Origin of the sequence: Pseudomonas sp. H1h (genome assembly GCF_000633255.1) — a bacterium.
Classification (GTDB): Bacteria; Pseudomonadota; Gammaproteobacteria; order Pseudomonadales; family Pseudomonadaceae; genus Aquipseudomonas.
Window position 1 is genome coordinate 158,569 of sequence record NZ_AYMJ01000029.1, and the last position, 17,813, is coordinate 176,381.

Annotated in this window: 16 protein-coding genes; 11 read left to right on the forward strand and 5 right to left on the reverse strand. The window is 61.9% G+C overall.

All coding sequences use genetic code 11. From position 1 onward, the window contains the following. Window positions 1-196: 196 nt before the first annotated feature. The 3 genes from U862_RS0122965 to U862_RS0122975 form a co-directional block, all read right to left on the reverse strand. On the reverse strand, window positions 197-3,118 hold the full coding sequence (locus U862_RS0122965) for a TonB-dependent receptor (protein ID WP_025112559.1): 2,922 nt from the start codon (window positions 3,116-3,118) through the stop codon (window positions 197-199). A 91-nt stretch (window positions 3,119-3,209) separates the two neighbouring features. After that, window positions 3,210-4,157, reverse strand: coding sequence for a FecR domain-containing protein (locus tag U862_RS0122970; RefSeq protein ID WP_025112560.1), 948 nt, complete (start codon window positions 4,155-4,157; stop codon window positions 3,210-3,212). After that, window positions 4,154-4,663, reverse strand: coding sequence for a sigma-70 family RNA polymerase sigma factor (locus U862_RS0122975; RefSeq protein WP_003225554.1), 510 nt, complete (start codon window positions 4,661-4,663; stop codon window positions 4,154-4,156). Before U862_RS0122975 ends, U862_RS0122970 begins: the two co-directional genes overlap by 4 nt. Before the next feature lie 295 nt (window positions 4,664-4,958). Here U862_RS0122975 and U862_RS0122980 point away from each other — a divergent pair, with 295 nt between their 5' ends. The 4 genes from U862_RS0122980 to U862_RS0122995 all read left to right on the forward strand — a co-directional run bounded on the left by U862_RS0122980 (window position 4,959) and on the right by U862_RS0122995 (window position 10,444). Continuing rightward, on the forward strand, window positions 4,959-6,677 hold the full coding sequence (locus tag U862_RS0122980; protein ID WP_025112561.1) for a hydrogenase maturation protein: 1,719 nt from the start codon (window positions 4,959-4,961) through the stop codon (window positions 6,675-6,677). Between the two features lie 578 nt (window positions 6,678-7,255). Beyond that, window positions 7,256-8,119, forward strand: a complete 864-nt coding sequence (locus U862_RS0122985) for a LysR family transcriptional regulator (RefSeq protein ID WP_025112562.1) — start codon at window positions 7,256-7,258, stop codon at window positions 8,117-8,119. 112 nt (window positions 8,120-8,231) lie between these two features. Further along, entirely contained in the window at window positions 8,232-9,377 is a 1,146-nt protein-coding gene (locus U862_RS0122990) for an SRPBCC family protein (protein WP_025112563.1), read from the forward strand. Beyond that, a complete protein-coding gene (locus tag U862_RS0122995; protein ID WP_025112564.1) occupies window positions 9,374-10,444 on the forward strand; it encodes an SMP-30/gluconolactonase/LRE family protein in 1,071 nt (356 codons plus the stop codon). The genes U862_RS0122990 and U862_RS0122995 overlap by 4 nt, the downstream gene beginning before the upstream one ends. Before the next feature lie 418 nt (window positions 10,445-10,862). Here the strand turns inward: U862_RS0122995 and U862_RS30945 are convergent, their stop codons facing one another. Continuing rightward, window positions 10,863-11,027, reverse strand: coding sequence for a hypothetical protein (locus U862_RS30945; RefSeq protein ID WP_177327365.1), 165 nt, complete (start codon window positions 11,025-11,027; stop codon window positions 10,863-10,865). A 109-nt stretch (window positions 11,028-11,136) separates the two neighbouring features. Further along, window positions 11,137-11,379 carry a YdcH family protein gene (locus tag U862_RS0123000; protein ID WP_003225561.1) on the reverse strand — a complete coding sequence of 81 codons (243 nt, stop codon included), beginning with the start codon at window positions 11,377-11,379 and terminating at the stop codon, window positions 11,137-11,139. Between the two features lie 205 nt (window positions 11,380-11,584). Between U862_RS0123000 and U862_RS0123005 the strand changes: the two genes are divergently transcribed. The 7 genes from U862_RS0123005 (at window position 11,585) to U862_RS0123035 (ending at window position 17,780) form a co-directional block, all read left to right on the forward strand. After that, window positions 11,585-12,106 carry a DUF4142 domain-containing protein gene (locus U862_RS0123005; protein ID WP_025112565.1) on the forward strand — a complete coding sequence of 174 codons (522 nt, stop codon included), beginning with the start codon at window positions 11,585-11,587 and terminating at the stop codon, window positions 12,104-12,106. 246 nt (window positions 12,107-12,352) lie between these two features. Beyond that, the gene (locus U862_RS0123010; protein ID WP_025112566.1) at window positions 12,353-13,204 is read left to right on the forward strand and encodes an STAS domain-containing protein; all 852 of its coding nucleotides are present in this window, start codon (window positions 12,353-12,355) and stop codon (window positions 13,202-13,204) included. A gap of 4 nt (window positions 13,205-13,208) precedes the next feature. Further along, on the forward strand, window positions 13,209-13,571 hold the full coding sequence (locus tag U862_RS0123015; protein WP_025112567.1) for an STAS domain-containing protein: 363 nt from the start codon (window positions 13,209-13,211) through the stop codon (window positions 13,569-13,571). After that, window positions 13,568-13,972, forward strand: a complete 405-nt coding sequence (locus U862_RS0123020; protein ID WP_025112568.1) for an anti-sigma regulatory factor — start codon at window positions 13,568-13,570, stop codon at window positions 13,970-13,972. Before U862_RS0123015 ends, U862_RS0123020 begins: the two co-directional genes overlap by 4 nt. Continuing rightward, window positions 13,969-14,979: an ATP-binding protein gene (locus U862_RS0123025; protein ID WP_025112569.1), complete on the forward strand. Its 1,011-nt coding sequence runs from the start codon at window positions 13,969-13,971 to the stop codon at window positions 14,977-14,979. Before U862_RS0123020 ends, U862_RS0123025 begins: the two co-directional genes overlap by 4 nt. Next, window positions 14,972-15,847 carry a sensor histidine kinase KdpD gene (locus U862_RS0123030; RefSeq protein WP_025112570.1) on the forward strand — a complete coding sequence of 292 codons (876 nt, stop codon included), beginning with the start codon at window positions 14,972-14,974 and terminating at the stop codon, window positions 15,845-15,847. Before U862_RS0123025 ends, U862_RS0123030 begins: the two co-directional genes overlap by 8 nt. Next, window positions 15,837-17,780, forward strand: coding sequence for a response regulator (locus tag U862_RS0123035; protein ID WP_025112571.1), 1,944 nt, complete (start codon window positions 15,837-15,839; stop codon window positions 17,778-17,780). The genes U862_RS0123030 and U862_RS0123035 overlap by 11 nt, the downstream gene beginning before the upstream one ends. Window positions 17,781-17,813: the final 33 nt, after the last annotated feature.

Genomic DNA, 17,813 nt, shown 5'->3' on the forward strand with positions numbered 1-17,813 from the left:
GCCAATGCGATGTCCCTCAGCAACCGCGTATCCTCGGCCCGAGACTGCCCCCCAAGGCGCGAGCTGCCATCTCCAGCACCAACGCGTACTGGTAAGCGACGACGCTCCGCATCGGGTAAAGCCGTACCGCTTTTCCTTCCTTCAGCAGTCGCCGTACGGTTCTGACAGACTTGCCGGTAATACATTAACTGCGCGCTCAACTACCGAAGTGATAACTCACATCCAGCCACCACTGCCGCCCGTAGGGGTCGTAGTTGCCGGTCGGGTAATACGGCCAGCCGGCCGAGTCATCGTGCTTGATCTGGTTGAGTACGTTGTTCACCGTCAACCCGACGCTGGCGCGCTCATTGAGCTTGTAGCGTGCACTGGCGTTGAACACCGTCCATGGCGACAGCCGCCCGTCACCCGCGCCGTTGGTGACCGAGCCGTAGCGAATGCCCATCAGCGTCGCCGTGGCCTTCTGATAATCCCAGGTCAGGCTGGCGTTGACCTTGCTGCGCCAGTCGTAGTTGGTGCGCGAAGTGCGCAAGTCCTGGGTCGGTGCCTCGTCCGACTCCTTGTAGAAATGCGACAGCACCAGCGTATAGCCCAGCGCCGAACTGAACGCGCCGTACTGGCCCGCGCCCCAGCGGATGTTGCTTTTGAAGTCCAGGCCGCTGACCCGCTCGCTGGCGGCGTTGATCGCGTTGACCCGCACCCGTTGCAACTGGTTGGGGTCGATGGCGGCATTACCCGGGTTGCGGTCGATGCGCGCCAAGGTGGATTGGCAGTTGGCCGAGTTGATGTCCTGGGTGCCGTTGCGGCATTCGTTCTCTTGCTGCAACAGACGGTTTTCGTCGACGGTGGTCAGCAGGTCGTCGATCTCGACTCGCCAGAAATCCGTGGAGAAATCGAAATTGCGCGACGGCGACCAGACAAAACCGTAGGTCCAGGATTTGCCGCGCTCGGACTCAAGGTCTGGCGTGCCGCTCTGGGTGTAATCGACCCGCCCGCGATCACACGCGCCCTGCACACCCTGGCTGCAACCGTAGTAATCGATTTGCGCGGGGTAGTAGCCGTTGCTGTCGGACTGGTAGATGTAGTTCAAATCCGGCGCGCGGAAACTGGTGCCATAGCTGCCACGCAGCAACAGGCTGCTGATCGGGCGCCATTCCAGGCCCAGGTTGTAGGTCTTCTGCTGTTCGCTACGATCGCTGAACTTGTATTGATCCCAGCGCCCAGCGGCTGTTGCCAGCACGGTGTCGGTGACCGGAATGCTGAACTCGCCACCGGCGGCATAACGTTTGCGCGAACCACCGGAACTTTGCGCCGGGCTCACGCCATAGAATGTGCCGTCATTCAGGCCGTCATCCGGGTCGACGCGGTATTCCTGTTTGCCCGCCTCCAGCACGCCGGCAAACCCCACCGGGCCGGCCGGCAAGTCAAACAGATCGCCGTTGATCGAAGCGTTGTAACTGGTCGAGACCGACTTGCTGCGCTGGGTCAGGTTACTGCGAAACTGCTCCCATTCCTGAGGCGTCAGCGGCCGGTCGAGGCGTGAAGCATCGGGGGCGAACACCGGGTAGCCGTCACGCGTGCCCAGTTGCGGGCCGAGGTAGAAGTCCTGAATCGAGGCCAGCGGCGTGTAGCGCGTGGTTCTGACGCTGCGGTATTCCGAGCGGTTGGCCGCCAGATCGTAACGCCAGCCGGTGTCGGCAATCTTGTCCGAGAGGCCGAGGGTGCCGGTCCATGACGTGTCGGTCCACTTGCTGTTGTTGCTGGTGCGACCACCGATTTCCTCTTCGCCATAACGCCGATACCAGCGCTCCAGATTGCCGCTGTTCTGGTTGATGAAATCCGGCGAGGTGAAGGTCGGACCCCGCGTGTTGTTCTGGATGTGATCGAGGCCATACATCAGGTCGGCAAATACCTGGCCGCTGTCACTGAAGTGCCAGGTACCGCGGGTGTAGCCGTCGTAGTTTTCCTTTTGCGTTTGAATGGTCCAGTAATCGTTGTACATCTGATCGGTGCGGCAGCGGCCAGCGTTGTTCAGCAGCTTGTTGTCGAAGGTGCCTTGATAAGCGCCGCAACCGGGGCCGAGGTAGCGGTTGTTGCTCAGGTCGCGGCGGTAGCCGACGTCCGCCAGCGGCCCGCTCTGCATGAAGCCACGGTCGTCGGCCCAGATCGGATCGCGGTTGGTCAGTTCCACGCCGAACAAGCCGTCAAAATCGCCCCAACTGCCGCCGCCGCTGATTTGCAGACGCTGGTTGTCGCCACCGCCGCGCTCGCTGGTACCGCCCTTGAGATTGACGTCGATGCCATTGATTTGCTTCTTGAGGATGATGTTGACCACCCCGGCAATCGCGTCCGAACCGTAGATCGCCGAGGCCCCGCTGCTGAGGATTTCGATACGGTCGATGACCGCCGATGGAATGTTCGCCAGGTTGGTGAAGTTGACCTTGCCATCGTACGGCGTCGGGTAATCGGCAACGCGCCGGCCGTTGATCAACACCAGTGTGTGGTTGGGCCCGAGGCCGCGCAGGTTGATCGCGCTGGCCGCCGGTTGCCAGGTGTTGCCGTAATCCTCGCCCTGGGTCATGCCGGTGTTTTGCGTTTGTGTGGCCAACGCGTCGTAGACGTTCTTGTAGCCGCGCGCTTCCATCTCTTCATGGGTGATGACGTTGACCGGGGTCGCGCCATCGCTCTGCGCCCGGGCGATTCGCGAGCCGGTGACGGTGACTTTTTCCATGCGGTAATCGGCACTGGTGGCCGGTGCCACGGCGCTGACTTTCGCCGCTACCGGCGTGCGCGCCTCGCCTTCGCGCACGCTCAGGCCTTGAGCGCTTTGCTCGACTTGCAGGCCGCTGCCGAGCAGCGCTTTCTCCACCGCCTGGCGTCCGCCCAACGCACCGCGCACCGCACTGCTGCGCTTGCCTTGCACCAGGTTCTGGCTGAAGGAAATGGGGACGCCGGTCTGGCGCGAAATGTCCAGCAGCACCTCATCGAGCGGCCCACTGGCAATGTCGAAAGTGAAAACCTGGGTCGCAGAATCCTGCGCGTAAACCGCGATCGGCCCAAGCCCCAACGCCAATGCGGCGGCGAGGGTCAGGCAAGGTAATTGTTGTTTGAGTGAGAGCATCGAGGGGCTTCCCTGTTGAAGGCGTCTGCAGGGAATGAGCAGCGGGCCGGCGCTTTTTATAGGGCGGCGATTAGGCCAAGAAGTTATGAGGCTATAACCGCGCGCCGATGCTGACCCAGTACGGGTTGTGCCAGGTAACGCGGATCGGCAGCGAACGCTCCAGCAGTTGCAGGGTGCGGTCACTGTCGTCGAGCGGATAAAGGCCGCTCAGGCGCAAATCGGCCACCTCGGGACTCAGGTGCAGGATGCCCCGGCGGTAGCGGCGCAGGCTGTCGATCACTTCACTCAGCGGCCGGTCACGCACTTCCAGGCGACCTTGCACCCAGGCGCCTTCCTGACCGTTGCTGCGTTCCAGAGCCAGAATGCCCTGCGCGTTGAACGACAGACTCTCCCCCGCCTCCACCACTTGCCGCGCACCGCCGGCCGTGACCACTTCAACCTGTGAATGCAGCATCACCAGCCGGGTAAAATCATCGCTCTGTTGCACGAGAAATTTCGTTCCGAGCGCACGCATCCGGCCGTGTTCGGTCGCGACCACAAACGGTCGCGAAGGATCCTTGGCCACGTCCACCAGCAACTCGCCACTGCGCAACGCCAACAGGCGCTGCTGCGGATCGAACTGCGCCACCACCCGCGTCCGCGCATTCAGACTCAGCGCACTGCCATCCTCCAGAGTGAAACTGCGTCGTTCACCGGTGCCAGTCGCCAGTTCCCCGGCCTCCGGCAGCCAGCCGTAACGACGTCCGAGCAACCCGGCCAACACGGCGACGCCGAGCACACTCAGGCTGCCGCTGAGAAAACGTCGCCGGCTCGATGGCGCATTCAGGCTGTGCAGCAGACTGTTGCGCGGCAACCCGCGAAGGGTCGGATGGCGCAACAGGCTAAGGCCGCCGCCCATCTGTTCGATGATCCGCTGATGCCGTGGGTCAGCCGCTCGCCATGCCTCGAACGCCGCGCATTCACCGGCGCTGGCTTCGCCGGACTGCAACAGCGCCATCCATTGCGCCGCCTCATCGATCACCGCTTCGTCCGGCCTCATGCCTGCATCGCCTGATAGCAACGCTTGAAAGCCTCAACCATGTATTGCTGCACGCGGCTGGTTGAAACGCCGAGGCGTTCGCCGATTTCGCTGTAGGTCAATCCGTCCAGTTGATGGTAGAGAAACGCGGCCTTGGCCTTGGCCGACAAACCGTTGAGCAAGCGATCGACCGCCAGCAGCGCCTCGATCACCAGCGCCCGTTCTTCCGGCGATGGATGCACCGGTTCGGGCGCCAGCGCCAGGCTTTCCAGATAGGCGCGTTCGAGGTCCTGGCGGCGCCAGCCCTCATAGACCAGGCGCCGGGCGATGGTGGTCAACAGTGCCCTTGGTTCACGAATGGCGGTCGGGTCCGGCAGGGCCAACACCCGAAGAAACGTTTCCGATGCGATGTCTTGTGCACTGTGTGGGCAACCCAGCGTGCGGCCAACGGCAGCGCACAGCCAGCGATAGTCCTTTTGGAACATTTGCCCAATCATCCGGTAATGCGGGTTCTGAACATCACCCATGCCTTGCTCCCTGAAACGGGTCCCACCCGCTGCGAAAAACCATCGTTCTGCCGGGATCGTCCGGCTCTGAATCAGGGGCGACTGTGCAATAGCACTGCTTACATTTGAAGTAATTAAAAATCAGGATAATCAAACTATTAAGAATAAGACGCGCCGTCGCCGCAAAAATATTGACTGACACAACGTTGACCCCGGTCAGTGGGACGCCCTGAAGCACTCACTAATCTGCGCGCTCCATCGAAAGCCAAGGACGGCTCACCGAGAGCCCGCGGCTGTCCCTTCAAGGAAGAAAACCATGCGATCACTGAAGATTATTCTGCTGTCCTCGGCATTCAACGGCCTGACCCAACGCGCCTGGCTGGAACTGCGTCAGGCCGGGCATTCGCCCAGCGTCGTGGTGTTCACCGACGAAGCATCGGTGTGCGAACAGATCGAACACAGCGGCGCCGATCTGGTGATCTGCCCGTTTCTCAAGGACCGCGTGCCGCACGCACTCTGGAGCAATGCGCGACGTCCGGTGGTGATCATCCACCCGGGCATCGTCGGCGATCGTGGTGCCAGTGCGCTGGACTGGGCGATCAGCAACGAGCTGACCCGTTGGGGCGTGACCGCCCTGCAAGCGGTGGAAGAAATGGACGCCGGCCCGGTCTGGGCCACCTGCGAATTCAACCTGCCGTCGGGTTTGCGCAAATCCGAGCTGTACAACGGTCGCGTCAGCGATGCGGCCATTCTGTGCATTCGCGAAGTGGTCGAGAAATTCATCGACGGCTTCACTCCGGTCGCGCTGGATTACGCCGACCCGAAAGTCCGTGGCCGCTTGCAACCGAACATGAAGCAGGACGATCGCACCTTCAGTTGGCACGACTGCTCGCGCTTCATCAAACGCTGCATCGACGCCGCCGACGGCCAGCCCGGGGTATTGGCGAGTCTGGCCGGCGGGCAGTATTACGTGTACGACGCGCACCTTGATCAGCGCACCGGCATTCCCGGCAAGATCCTCGCGGTGCATGACGACGCGGTGCTCGTCGCTACCGGTGACCACAGCCTGTGGATCGGCTCGCTGCGGCGCAAACCATTGCCCGGCGAAGAAACCTTCAAACAACCGGCACGGCACGTGCTGACCGGGCAACTGGCCGGTGTGCCAACCCTCGACTGGTCGATCGCCAACCAGCCGTTCAACGAGCAGGCGTATCAGCCAATCCGCTACCGCGAGTCCGGGCACGTCGGTGAGCTGACCTTCGAGTTCTACAACGGCGCGATGAGCACCGAACAGTGTCAGCGTATGGTCGAGGCGCTGCGCTGGGCCAAGTCCCGTGACACCCGGGTGCTGTTGATCAAAGGCGGGCGCGGCAGCTTTTCCAACGGTGTGCACCTGAACGTGATTCAGGCCGCGCAGGACCCGGGCGCCGAGGCCTGGGCGAATATTCAGGCTATCGACGATGTCTGCGCCGAACTGCTCAGCGCACCGCAACTGGTGGTCAGTGGCGTGACCGGCAATGCCGGGGCCGGCGGCGTGATGCTGGCACTGGCGGCCGACATTGTGTTTGCCCGGGCTGACATCGTGCTCAATCCGCACTACAAGAGCATGGGCCTGTATGGCTCGGAATACTGGACCTACAGCCTGCCCCGCGCGGTCGGCCCGACGATGGCCGAACAACTGACCCAGGCCTGTCTGCCGGTCAGCGCCACGCAGGCGCTGCAACTGGGCATGGTCCAGGAAATCGGCCCGCGCTGCCCGGACGAGTTCTCGCTGTGGCTGCTGCAACGGGCCAACGCGGCGCTGACCGATCCGACCTATGCCGCCGTGCGTGAACGCAAGTTGCGCGCTGATCAGGTGCTGATCGAGCAATGCCGGGAAAGCGAGCTGCAGGAAATGCAGGAAGACATGCTCTACAACCGCAACCAGTTCGCCGAGAAGTGCAGTCATTTCGTTTACAAGCGCAAAGCCTGCGGCACCCCGGCGCGATTGGTCGCGGACTGGGCGCGAGTGCGCAAGGTCGAATTGGCGGGTTGATGATGCGGTGACCGGGCGGGCCTCTTCGCGGGCAAGCCCGGCTCCCACAGGTTTCTGCATCGCTCACAAAATCCATGGCCACCACCGATCCCTGTGGGAGCCGGGCTTACCCGCGAAAGCGGTGGGTCAGTCAATGTTGGTTTGACAGACAGACCGCCATCGCGAGCAGGCTCACTCCTACAGGGGTTTGTGTCGGTCATAAAATCCATGGACACCACCGATCCCTGTGGGAGCCGGGCTTACCCGCGAAAGCGGTGGGTCAGTCAATGTTGGTTTGACAGACAGACCGCCATCGCGAGCAGGCTCACTCCTACAGAGGTTTGTGTCGGTCATAAAATCCATGGACACCACCGATCCCTGTGGGAGCCGGGCTTGCCCGCGAAAGCGGTGGGTCAGTCAATGTTGGTTTGACAGATATTCCACCATCGCGAGCAGGCTCACTCCTACAGGGGGGTTGTGTCGGTCATAAAATCCATGGCCACCGCAGCTCCCTGTGGGAGTGAGCCTGCTCGCGATGAACGATGACGCGGTGTCGAGCCGGCACTTACAATGCCTGCACCTCAGACACCGGCCCGCCCATGGACATCGACCTCGCCCGCACCTTTCTGGAAATCGTCCGCCACGGCAGCCTGGCCGCCGCGGCGCAGAAGCTGTTCGTCACGCAAACAGCGATCACCGCCCGGGTGCAGAAGCTCGAAAGCCAACTGGGCAGTACGCTGTTCGTGCGCAACCGCGCCGGCGCGAGGTTGACGGCCAATGGCGAGGCCTTCGTGGTTTACGCCAACCAACTGGTGCAAACCTGGGAGGCAGCGCGGCGTGACCTGCCGCTGCTGGACGGTTATCACAATGTGCTGCACATCGGCGGCGAAGTCAGCCTGTGCAACCCGTTGATGCTCAGTTGGGCGGCTGAACTGCGCGCGAAAATCCCCGGGCATGCGCTGCGCATGGAAATCCGCGACGGCGAAAACCTGCTGCGCCAACTCGAACTCGGCGTGCTCGATGCCGCACTGGTCTATCAGCCGGAATACTGGCCCGGCCTGCAAGTCGAGCAGGTGTTGGAGGAAAAACTCATTCTGGTACGTGCCCCGAATCGCCCGGATCCCTACGTCTACATCGACTGGGGGCCGGACTTTCGCCGGCAGCACGACGCCGCCCTGCCGGACAAAGCCAAGGCCGCGCTGAGCTTCAACCTCGGCCCGCTGGCCCTGCAATACATCCTCGAACACGGTGGCAGCGGCTACTTCCGCACCCGCGTGGTGCGCAGCTATCTGGAAAGCGGTGCGCTGGAAGCGGTGACCAAGGCCCCGGAATTCGGCTACCCGACCTATCTGGTGTACGCCCGCGAACGCGACTCAGCCACTCTGCAGCAGGCCTTCGATCTGCTGCGTCAGGTGATCGAGACCGATGACGACTGGTCGCAGCGCTGGAACCCGTTGAGCTGAATCGGCCGCTTTACACCGGAGCATGGCGCAACTGACCTCAAGGTCCGGCCTGCACAAGCAGCCGGATCGGCTAATCTGCCGGGTATAACAACAATACCCACAGGTGAACGCATTGAGGCAGACCACCGAGGCATTCCGCAGCCGCTACCGTGCGGCCATCCATCCGCTGTACAACCCGTGGCTGCACGGCGCCTTCGTGCTGCTGTTCGGCGTACTGGCGATTGGCGCGTTCTGGAGCAGCGTACAGCAGGTACGAGCGCTGGAATGGCTGACCGTGCCGCTGACCCTGCTGTTCTTCAACTTTGGCGTGTACATGGTCCATCGCCATCTCGGCCATCACAAAAAAACGTTCGCCAAACTGTTTTATGCGCGGCATGCCGGTGACCACCACAGCTTTTTCACGCCCGGGCACATGACCTATGACGGCGCCCGCGACTGGCGAGTGATCCTGTTTCCGGCCTGGCTGATCGTGGTGCATACGCTGATCATCACGCTGCCGCTGTGGTGGCTGTTTGCACAGGTCAACGCCAACGTCGCCGGGCTGTTCGGCGGCTGCATGGTGCTGGGCTACCTGACCTACGAGGTGTTTCACGCCTGCGAGCATCTGCCGCCGAATAATCCGCTGACCCGCCTGCCGTGGATCCGCCAGATGCGTCATCTGCATGAACTGCATCACCGCCGCGAGCGCATGCAGGAGCGCAATTTCAACATCGTGTTGCCGTTGATGGATTACCTGTTCGGCACCCTGTACTGGGAGCCGCAACCCGCCCCGCTGCGTTATTCGAGACCGCCCATGACCCGCATGCAGCATCAGATCGACATCGCTGGCGAGCCGATCGCCGTGCTTCGTTACGCCGCCAGCGTCCATCACTGGCCCGAATGGCACCCGTCGTCGCTGAAAATCGACGGCCCGCAAGGCCCGTTGCATGCCGGGGCGCGCTTTGAAGAAGACATCCATGCCGGCGGGCGCGCCGGTCACTTGAGCTGGGAAGTCAGCGAATACCTGCCCGGGCGGCGCTGGTGCGCACGGGCGCGGGGCGATCACGGTTTATCGCTGCTGCTGACCTACGAATGCACCGCCGAAGCCGCCGGCACGCGGTTTGTGCGCACCCTGGATTATCGGTTCGACGGATTAGGCATGCGCGTTGCCAATCTGTTGCTGTTGAAGCGGCGCATCGAGCGTGAATCGGCTACGTCGATGCAGGCCCTGCGCGACATGGCACTCAAGCACCTGGCGCTGACGGGGCATCATTCATGAAGCGACTGCTGTTGCTGCTGGTCATCCTCGTCATCGCCTTTTTGCTGTTGATGCCAACCAAGGTTCAGCCGGTGGCCTGGAAGCCGCCAGCGACACCCTCACTGAGCGAGGGGCCATACGCCGAAAACCAGCGGCTCAAAGCCGCCGAACAGGTCGGCCCCGGCGACATCGATGGCCCGGAAGCCCTGCTGCTGGAAGGCGATTTCCTGATCACCGGCCTGCATGACGGACGGCTGATCCGCACCAGCCTCGATGGCCAGTCACGCCAAGTCCTCAGCGACACCGGCGGCCGTCCTCTGGGCCTGGCGCGGCATCCCAACGGCTTGCTGGTGATCGCCGACGGGGTCAAGGGCTTGCTGTCACTCGACGCCCAAGGCCGGCTGATTGCCCTGACCACTGAGGCCAACGGCCTGCCGTTCGGCTTCACCGACGATGTGGCCATCGACAAGGCCGGGCATTACGCCTACTTCAGCGATGCCAGCAGTCGCTGGGGCTATGGTCATGACGGTGAGGCAATCATCGAACACGGTGGCGATGGGCGTTTGCTGCGTTACGACTTTCAGACCGGCAAGACCAGCGTGCTGCTCGACAAGCTGGAATTCGCCAACGGCGTGACCCTCGGCCCGGATGACGCCTATGTGCTGGTCAATGAAACCGGCGCCTATCGCATCAGCCGTTACTGGCTGAGCGGCCCCAAGGCGGGGACTCACGACCTGTTCATCGACAACCTGCCGGGCCTGCCGGACAACCTCGCCTTCAATGGCAGCAACCGCTTCTGGGTCGCGCTCTACGCGCCGCGCAATGCCTTGCTCGATGGCACCGCCGGGTATCCGCTGGTGCGCAAGATGATCGTGCGGGCACTCACCGTGCTGCCCAAGCCAGTAGAGAAACGCGGGTTCGTGCTGGGGCTGGATCTGCAGGGCAAGGTGATCGCCAACCTGCAGGACGCCAGTAGCGGCAATTACTCGCCGATCACCACGGCGCGCGAGTATGGGGACTGGTTGTACCTGGGGTCGCTGAAGGCTTCGCACATGGCGCGGTTGCCGTTGGCTGAGGCGCTGAAGTAATACTTGGCAAAGGTGCGAGCAGGCTTGCTCGCGAAAGCGCTGTGTCAGGCGATGATGATCTCGACCGGGTTGGCCTCTTCGCGAGCAAGCCCGCTCCCACAGAGGCAGCGCATTTCAACTGTGGGAGCGAGCCTGCTCGCGAAGGCGCTGTGTCAGGCGATGATGATATCGACCGGATTGGCCTCTTCGCGAGCAAGCCCGCTCCCACAAGTTAGTGGGTTGTCTGCAAATCCTGTTAACGCCACTGGGCCCTGTGGGAGCGGGCTTGCTCGCGAAAGCGGTGGTCCAGGCGAAAAAAATGCTGGATGTGCCGGGCTCTTCGCGAGCAGGCTCGCTCCCACAAGTTAGTGGGTTGTCTGCAAATCTTGTTAACGCCACTGGGCCCTGTGGGAGCGGGCTTGCTCGCGAAGGCGGTGTTTCAGTTGCCGGATCTGTCGAACTTGTCGGGGTCTTCGTCTTCTGGAAGATCCTTGTCCGGCTCTTCAGGCACGGTCGTGGTGTGCGCCGGGCTGTTGGGCTCCGGATGTGTTGGAACCGGGTCGAATGCGCCCTGCTCTTCACTGGGGAATCTGGGTTGGTTCATAAGGCACCTCGCAAAGAGTCGCTAAATGAAGACTCTGAACATTCGAGGTGCCGTTCGTGGTCGTCGTTCCCGTCGTTTCACCCCCCAGAGGCGGCGGCGCGACTGACGGTCAGGATCGAGCCTGCAACTGCGCAACAATCTTGTCTTTGACCTGCAGGCGTTTCTCTTTGAGTTTCTTCAATGTGTCATCGCTGGGCGCATCCGAGGTCGCCGTCTCGGCCTTGACTACTTCGGCGTCCGCCTGGGAATACTTGTTGATCAGTGCGTCCAGAAATGGATCCTCGGTGCGTTTTTGCTGGATCTCTTCCTTCGTAAGTTTCAAGTCCTGATACAGGTCATGGGTCACCGGCATGGAACACCTCCGTCAGTTGATCGGCAGCCGACGCGACCGATTGCGTCAGCCAGTATCAGAATGGCCTTGGTTGAGCCGTTCTGTCGACCACCTGTCAGACCAGCGGTGGCCGTTCGTCGCCCTGTCGTAAACGCGATCAAACCTTTGCCCGCTCCGTTCCCTCCATTGAGTAACGTCAACAAAAAACCTGCGTGGAGAAACACCAATGGACGGATTCAACCTGCGTCATCTCGTGTTGGCTGTCGCTTTGAGCAGCGGCATGGGCAGTGCCTTCGCCGCCACCTCGAACAATTTTGTCGACAATGCTGCAGCCGGTGGCATCTCGGAGATCGAGACCAGTCGCCTCGCCCTGGAAAAAAGCCAGTCGGCCGACATCAAGGCATTTGCCAACATGATGATCAGCGATCACGGCAAGGCCAACGATGAGCTGGCCGGCATTGCCAAGGCCAATGACATCAAGGTCCCGGACACCACCACCCTGGTCAAGCAGGCCAAGGAAAAGATCCTCGACATGCGCGATGAATCCTTCGATGCGGCCTACGCCAACAACCAGGTCAAGGCCCACGAAGAAACCATCGAACTGTTCAAGAAAGAAGCCAACACCGTCACCGACGACCAGGTCAAAGGCGCCACGGAGCTGAAAGCCTTTGCGCAGAAAATGCTCCCGGCGCTGGAAAAACACCTGGCCGCTGCCAAAGAGCTGCAGGCCAAACACCCCAGCAAATAAACCTGCCGCCCGCCGCCGCAAAGCCGCATCCCTCGGATGCGGCTTTTTTATTGCCAGGCCAAAGCTGCGCCCGCAAAAAAACGCGAACTGCAGCCATGCCGACTAGAGTTATTCGGGCGCTCCTTGCGCCAGATCAAAAATATCCTTTTGGCCACGAACAACTATTTCGAACGCCAAAGGTCACTGACTTCACGCCGGTCATTTTTTGCAGAACCGGCCCCTGATTCGTTACGGAGCAACAGGCACATGGCAGCACTGCAGAACAGCACACTCGATGCGATGAAGAACAAACAACCACAACTGCTGAGCGAATGGATCAACGGCCTGGAAGCCATCGGTGCCACCCGCAACCTCAAAGACCATGACGTGCAGCAGCAGACCGCAGAATTTCTGCAACTGGTGGTCAATGGTCTGGAAAACGACAACAGCACCAACATCAACGCAGCGGGCTGGGAAACCACTCGCCAGTTCCTCGAAAAACTGTCCCACAGCCGCGCCCTGCTCGGGCAGGATTCGCAACAGACCGCCAGCTTCATTTTTTCCCTCAAGGGCCCCCTGTTTGCCCTGCTGCAAAATCATTACCGCGAGCAACCGGCACTACTCGCCGAACAGCTCTGGGAAATCTCCGAACTGCTCGACGCCTTCGGCATGCACACCATTCGCACCTTCCAGAAATCCCGTGAAGCGGTAATCAAGCGCCAGCAGGAAGAACTGCTGGAACTCTCCACCCCAGTGGTCAAGCTGTGGGATGGCGTACTCGCACTGCCGATGATCGGCACCCTCGATTCGCAACGCACCCAAGTGGTCATGGAGTCGCTGCTGCAACGCATCGTCGACACCGGTTCGGAAATCGCCATTATCGACATCACAGGCGTGCCGACCGTCGACACGTTAGTGGCTCAGCATCTGCTGAAAACCGTCACCGCGATTCGCCTGATGGGTGCGGACTGCATCATCAGCGGCGTGCGTCCGCAAATTGCCCAGACCATCGTGCACCTGGGTCTCGACCTGCAAGGCGTGGTGACCAAAGCCAACCTGGCTGATGCACTGAAGCTCGCCCTCACCCGCCTGGGCATCAGCCTCGGCAAAGCGGTCTGAGCCGATGGAACGTATCCCGATCCTACAAATGGGCGATTTTCTGCTCGTCACCATCCAGGTCGACATGCATGACCAATTGGCCCTGACCCTGCAGGACGATCTGTCCGAGCGCATCAGCAAGACATCGGCGCGCGGGGTGTTGATCGACATCTCGGCGCTGGACATGGTCGATTCGTTCATTGGCCGGATGATCGGCACCATCTCCGGCCTGTCGAAAATCATGGACGCCGAAACCATGCTGGTGGGCATGCAACCGGCGGTGGCGATCACCCTGGTCGAGCTTGGCCTGACGTTGCCGGGCGTCAGTACCGCGCTGAACGTCGAGCGCGGGATGAAACTGCTGCAGGAACGAGTACGCCAACAATGACCGTGCGCAGTAGCGGTACTCAACCGATCAACATCGAGCAGGACGTGGTGCTCGCCCGGCAGACGGCGCGCAAACTGGCCACCGAATGCGGCATGCGCCTGATCGACCTGACCAAACTGGTGACCGCCGTCAGCGAGCTGGCGCGCAACACCATGGTCTATGGCGGTGGCGGCGACATGGACTGGCAGATCCTCGACGAGAACAGCAAGACCGGCCTGCGCCTGACCTTCCGCGACGAAGGCCCGGGCATCGCCGACCTCAAACTGGCGATGACCGACGGCTGGACCTCCGGCAGCGGCCTGGGGCTGGGGCTGACCGGCGCCAAGCGACTGGTCGATGAGTTTGAACTGGACACCGAGCCCGGCAAGGGCACTCGTATAACGATTACCCGATGGACATGAATATCAGCGGGTCGCTGACCCAGGTCTTGCTGATCGAAGACAGCAGCCAGATCGGCCACGCACGGCGTACTGCGCAACGGCTTGCCGAGCAACAGGGTTTCGATGAGACCGATGCCGGACGCGTGGCACTGGTCGCCACCGAGTTGGCGAGCAACGTACTCAAGCACGCCAGTCGCGGCGAATTTCACCTGCGGCTGTTGCCACGGGCCAACGGGTCTGGCATCGAGATGCTCGCGGTCGATCGTGCTCAGGGTTTCGACCTGGACGCCTGCCTCACCGATGGTTTTTCCACCGGCGGTACCCAAGGCATCGGTCTTGGCGCCGTGGCACGCCAGACAGAAGTGTTCGACGTGCACGCCGATGCCCGTGGCGCGGTGCTGCTGGCGCGTTTGTACCCACGTGGCGACCGGCAGCCCGACTTGCGTTACGGCGTCAGCCAGCACTCGTTGCACAACGATCCGGCCTGCGGTGACACCTGGCATCTGGCGTACAACGGCGCCAACGTCAGTGCACTGCTGATCGACGGTCTCGGCCACGGCGAGGATGCCGAACGCGCGGCCAGGGCGGGCGAACGGGCCTTCGCCCGAACCCCGTTCGCCAGTCCGGTGCTGCTGATGGAGGATATGCACCGCGACATGATCGGCACCCGCGGCGGCGCGGCAGCCTTTGCGCAGTTCAATGCTGCTCGCGACGGCCTGACCTTTACCGGCGTCGGCAACATCGGCGCCAGCCTGATCGCCCCCGACAAATCGCGGGGCCTGGCCTCGCACCCGGGCATCGTCGGCGGCCAATACCGAAAAGCCCAGCCCTTTGACTATGCTCACGTGAACGGACATCTATTGATCATGTACAGCGACGGCTTGCAGTCCCGTTGGAATCTTCAAGACTACCCCGGTCTGGTGCACCGCCATCCCGCCGTGATAGCCAGCGTCCTGCACCGCGACTTCTGTCGCGGGCGCGACGATGTAACGGTGCTGGTCGTTGCCCTGGAGGCCGTCCATGGCTGAGTCGCCAACAATCAATCCCGCCGAGCAGGCCGCACTGATCGCCCAGTTGCAGAGCGAGACTGCAGCCCTGCGCGAGGAGCTCGACGAGACCAACCAGGGTGTGCTTGCGCTCTACGCCGAACTCGACACCCAGGCGGAAGAGCTGAGGCAGGCGTCGGACCTGAAAAGCCGCTTTCTGTCGTACATGAGCCACGAATTCCGCACCCCGCTGGGTTCGATCCTGAGCATCAACAGCCTGCTGGCCGATGAGCTCGACGGCCCGCTGAGTCCCGAGCAACACAAACAGGTGGCGTTCGTCAGCAACGCCGCCCGCGAACTCAGCGACATGGTCGATGATTTGCTCGACCTGGCGAAAATCGAAGCCGGGCGGATCACCATCTCCCCAGCGTGGTTCGACATGTTCGACCTGTTTTCCGCGCTGCGCGGCATGTTCCGGCCAATCGTCGATGCGTCGGCGGTGGACTTGATCTTCGAAGAGCCGGTCGGCCTGCCGCGCCTGTACACCGACGACAAGAAACTCGCGCAGATCCTGCGCAACTTCATTTCCAACTCGCTGAAGTTCACAACACGAGGCGAAGTGCGAATCTCGGCGCGCTTGGAGGGGCTGGATCGCGTGCGCTTCGCCGTCAGCGACACCGGAATCGGTATCGCGCCAGAGCTACATGGCGCATTGTTCGAGGACTTCTCCCAGGTTGACTCGCCGTTGCAGAAACGCCTGCGCGGCACCGGTCTCGGCCTGTCGCTGTGCAAGCGCTTTGCTGCGCTGCTCGGTGGCGAAGTCGGGATGGACAGTACACCCGGGGTCGGCTCGACCTTTTTCGTGATCATTCCACTGGCGCTCGCCCTGGAGAACGTCGATGAAACGTGACATCCGTCTGTTGATCGTCGACGACAACGTTGCCACCCGCTACGCCTTGCGCCGGCGCTTGGAGCGCCATGGCTACGAAGTGCTGGAGGCCGGCACCGGCAGCGAGGGCCTGGCGCTGATCGAGAGCGAACTGCTTGATGCGCTGATTCTCGACGTCAATCTGCCGGACATGAGCGGTTTCGACATCGTGCGCATTCTGCGCGCCGACGTACGCACCGCGTTGTTGCCGGTGATTCACGTGTCTGCCGCCTCGATCCAGACCGGGGACATCATCACGGGTCTCGACGCCGGTGCCGACGCCTACCTGATACACCCGGTGGACGCGGACGTACTGCTGGCGACGCTGCGCACCCTGCTGCGCGTGCGCGACACGGAAAATGCGCTGCGTGAGAGCGAGGCACGTTTCCGCGAGATTTTCGTCAACGTCTCGGCGCCGATCGCAGTGCTGGATGCCAACCTCAAAGTGCATGAGTGCAACCACGCCTTCGCGCAGCTGATCCAGGACAACCGGACCCCGGAAACCCTCAGCGAATGCTTTGACGACAACCAGGGCGCGATCCTCAACGAGCTGCGCTTGCGTCTGGTCGATGGCGAGCGCTGGAAAGGCACGCTGAACATGCGCGTGCAGGGTGAGATCCGCGAAACCGAGTGGCAGATTTCACCGTATCGCACGCCGCAGTCAAGCCTGGTGTTCGTCGAAGACGTCACCGAACACCGCCACCGCGAGCGCTCGCACCTGGCCCGGCTGGACGACACCACCACGCAACTGGCCAAGGAAGTCGCCGAACGCGTGCGCGCCGAATCGCAGCTGCTGCAAGTGCAGAAGATGGACGCGCTGGGCAAGCTCACCGGCGGCATTGCCCACGACTTCAACAACCTGCTGACCGGCATCATCACCAGTCTCGAACTGATTCAGAAACGCATGGCCGATGCGCGGCCGGACAAGGTGCAGTTCTACGCCGAAGCGGCGTTGAATTCAGCCATGAGTGCGGCCGCCCTCACCCATCGCCTGCTGGCCTTCGCCCGTCAGCAGCCGTTGGATACGCGGCCGGTGGACATCAACGAACATGTGCGCTCGCTGGAAGAATTACTGGTACGCACCATCGGTGAGCGCATTACCCTCAAACTCGAACTGACCAACAAGCCGGCGATTGCGTTGGTCGACCCGGTGCAACTGGAAAGCGCGGTACTGAACCTGGTGATCAATGCCCGGGACGCATTGCCCAAGGGCGGCAATATCTGGGTCAACACCTACGCGGCGTACTCCCATGGCGATCCGAACCTGGCTGACGGTGCGTATGTCGCACTGTCGGTACGCGACGACGGCACCGGCATCGAGCACAACGTGATCGACAAGGTGTTCGATCCGTTCTTCACCACCAAACCCTTGGGCCAAGGGACCGGGCTGGGGTTGTCGACGATCTACGGCTTCGCTCGTCAGTCCGGTGGCGATGCACATATCCGCAGCGTCGCACGGCGCGGTACGGAAGTGACCATCATGCTGCCGGCCAGCAGCGATCCGACGGGGGTTGATGTCGCACCGCCGGTTGTTGACCCGCAAGGCGCCGGTGAGCATGTGCTGATTGTCGAGGACATGCCGTCGGTGCGCATGTTTGTCACCGAGGTGCTGGAGGACGCGGGTTATCGTTGCACCCAGGCGGCGGATATCGAAACTGCGCTGGAACGTTTGCAGAATGATCCGACGATCAACCTGCTGCTGACCGATGTCGGCCTGCCACGCATGAGTGGGCGCGAGCTGGCAGACGTGGCGCGGGGCTGGCGTGATGGTTTGCCGATTCTGTTCATGACCGGTTACGCCGAGACCGCGATCAATCGCCAGGTGTTTCTGGGCAGCGGCATGGAAATGCTGGTCAAGCCATTCCAGATCAGCGAACTGCTGGACAAGGTCCGGCGCACGCTTGATGGCACCTGACAACCGTCATCGCCATCGCCAGCAGGCTGGCTC

Bases quoted from the DNA above. Each gene is read 5' to 3' on its own strand.
- U862_RS0123000 (WP_003225561.1), bottom strand. From the start codon at position 11,379: ATGCCGGTGACCCATGACCTGTATCAGGACTTGAAACTTACGAAGGAA.
- U862_RS0123010 (WP_025112566.1), top strand. From the start codon at position 12,353: ATGGCAGCACTGCAGAACAGCACACTCGATGCGATGAAGAACAAACAA.
- U862_RS0122975 (WP_003225554.1), bottom strand. From the start codon at position 4,663: ATGGGTGATGTTCAGAACCCGCATTACCGGATGATTGGGCAAATGTTC.
- U862_RS0123020 (WP_025112568.1), top strand. From the start codon at position 13,568: ATGACCGTGCGCAGTAGCGGTACTCAACCGATCAACATCGAGCAGGAC.
- U862_RS0123025 (WP_025112569.1), top strand. From the start codon at position 13,969: ATGAATATCAGCGGGTCGCTGACCCAGGTCTTGCTGATCGAAGACAGC.
- U862_RS0122980 (WP_025112561.1), top strand. From the start codon at position 4,959: ATGCGATCACTGAAGATTATTCTGCTGTCCTCGGCATTCAACGGCCTG.
- U862_RS0123015 (WP_025112567.1), top strand. From the start codon at position 13,209: ATGGAACGTATCCCGATCCTACAAATGGGCGATTTTCTGCTCGTCACC.
- U862_RS0123030 (WP_025112570.1), top strand. From the start codon at position 14,972: ATGGCTGAGTCGCCAACAATCAATCCCGCCGAGCAGGCCGCACTGATC.
- U862_RS0122995 (WP_025112564.1), top strand. From the start codon at position 9,374: ATGAAGCGACTGCTGTTGCTGCTGGTCATCCTCGTCATCGCCTTTTTG.
- U862_RS0123005 (WP_025112565.1), top strand. From the start codon at position 11,585: ATGGACGGATTCAACCTGCGTCATCTCGTGTTGGCTGTCGCTTTGAGC.
- U862_RS0122970 (WP_025112560.1), bottom strand. From the start codon at position 4,157: ATGAGGCCGGACGAAGCGGTGATCGATGAGGCGGCGCAATGGATGGCG.
- U862_RS0122985 (WP_025112562.1), top strand. From the start codon at position 7,256: ATGGACATCGACCTCGCCCGCACCTTTCTGGAAATCGTCCGCCACGGC.
- U862_RS0123035 (WP_025112571.1), top strand. From the start codon at position 15,837: ATGAAACGTGACATCCGTCTGTTGATCGTCGACGACAACGTTGCCACC.
- U862_RS30945 (WP_177327365.1), bottom strand. From the start codon at position 11,027: ATGAACCAACCCAGATTCCCCAGTGAAGAGCAGGGCGCATTCGACCCG.
- U862_RS0122965 (WP_025112559.1), bottom strand. From the start codon at position 3,118: ATGCTCTCACTCAAACAACAATTACCTTGCCTGACCCTCGCCGCCGCA.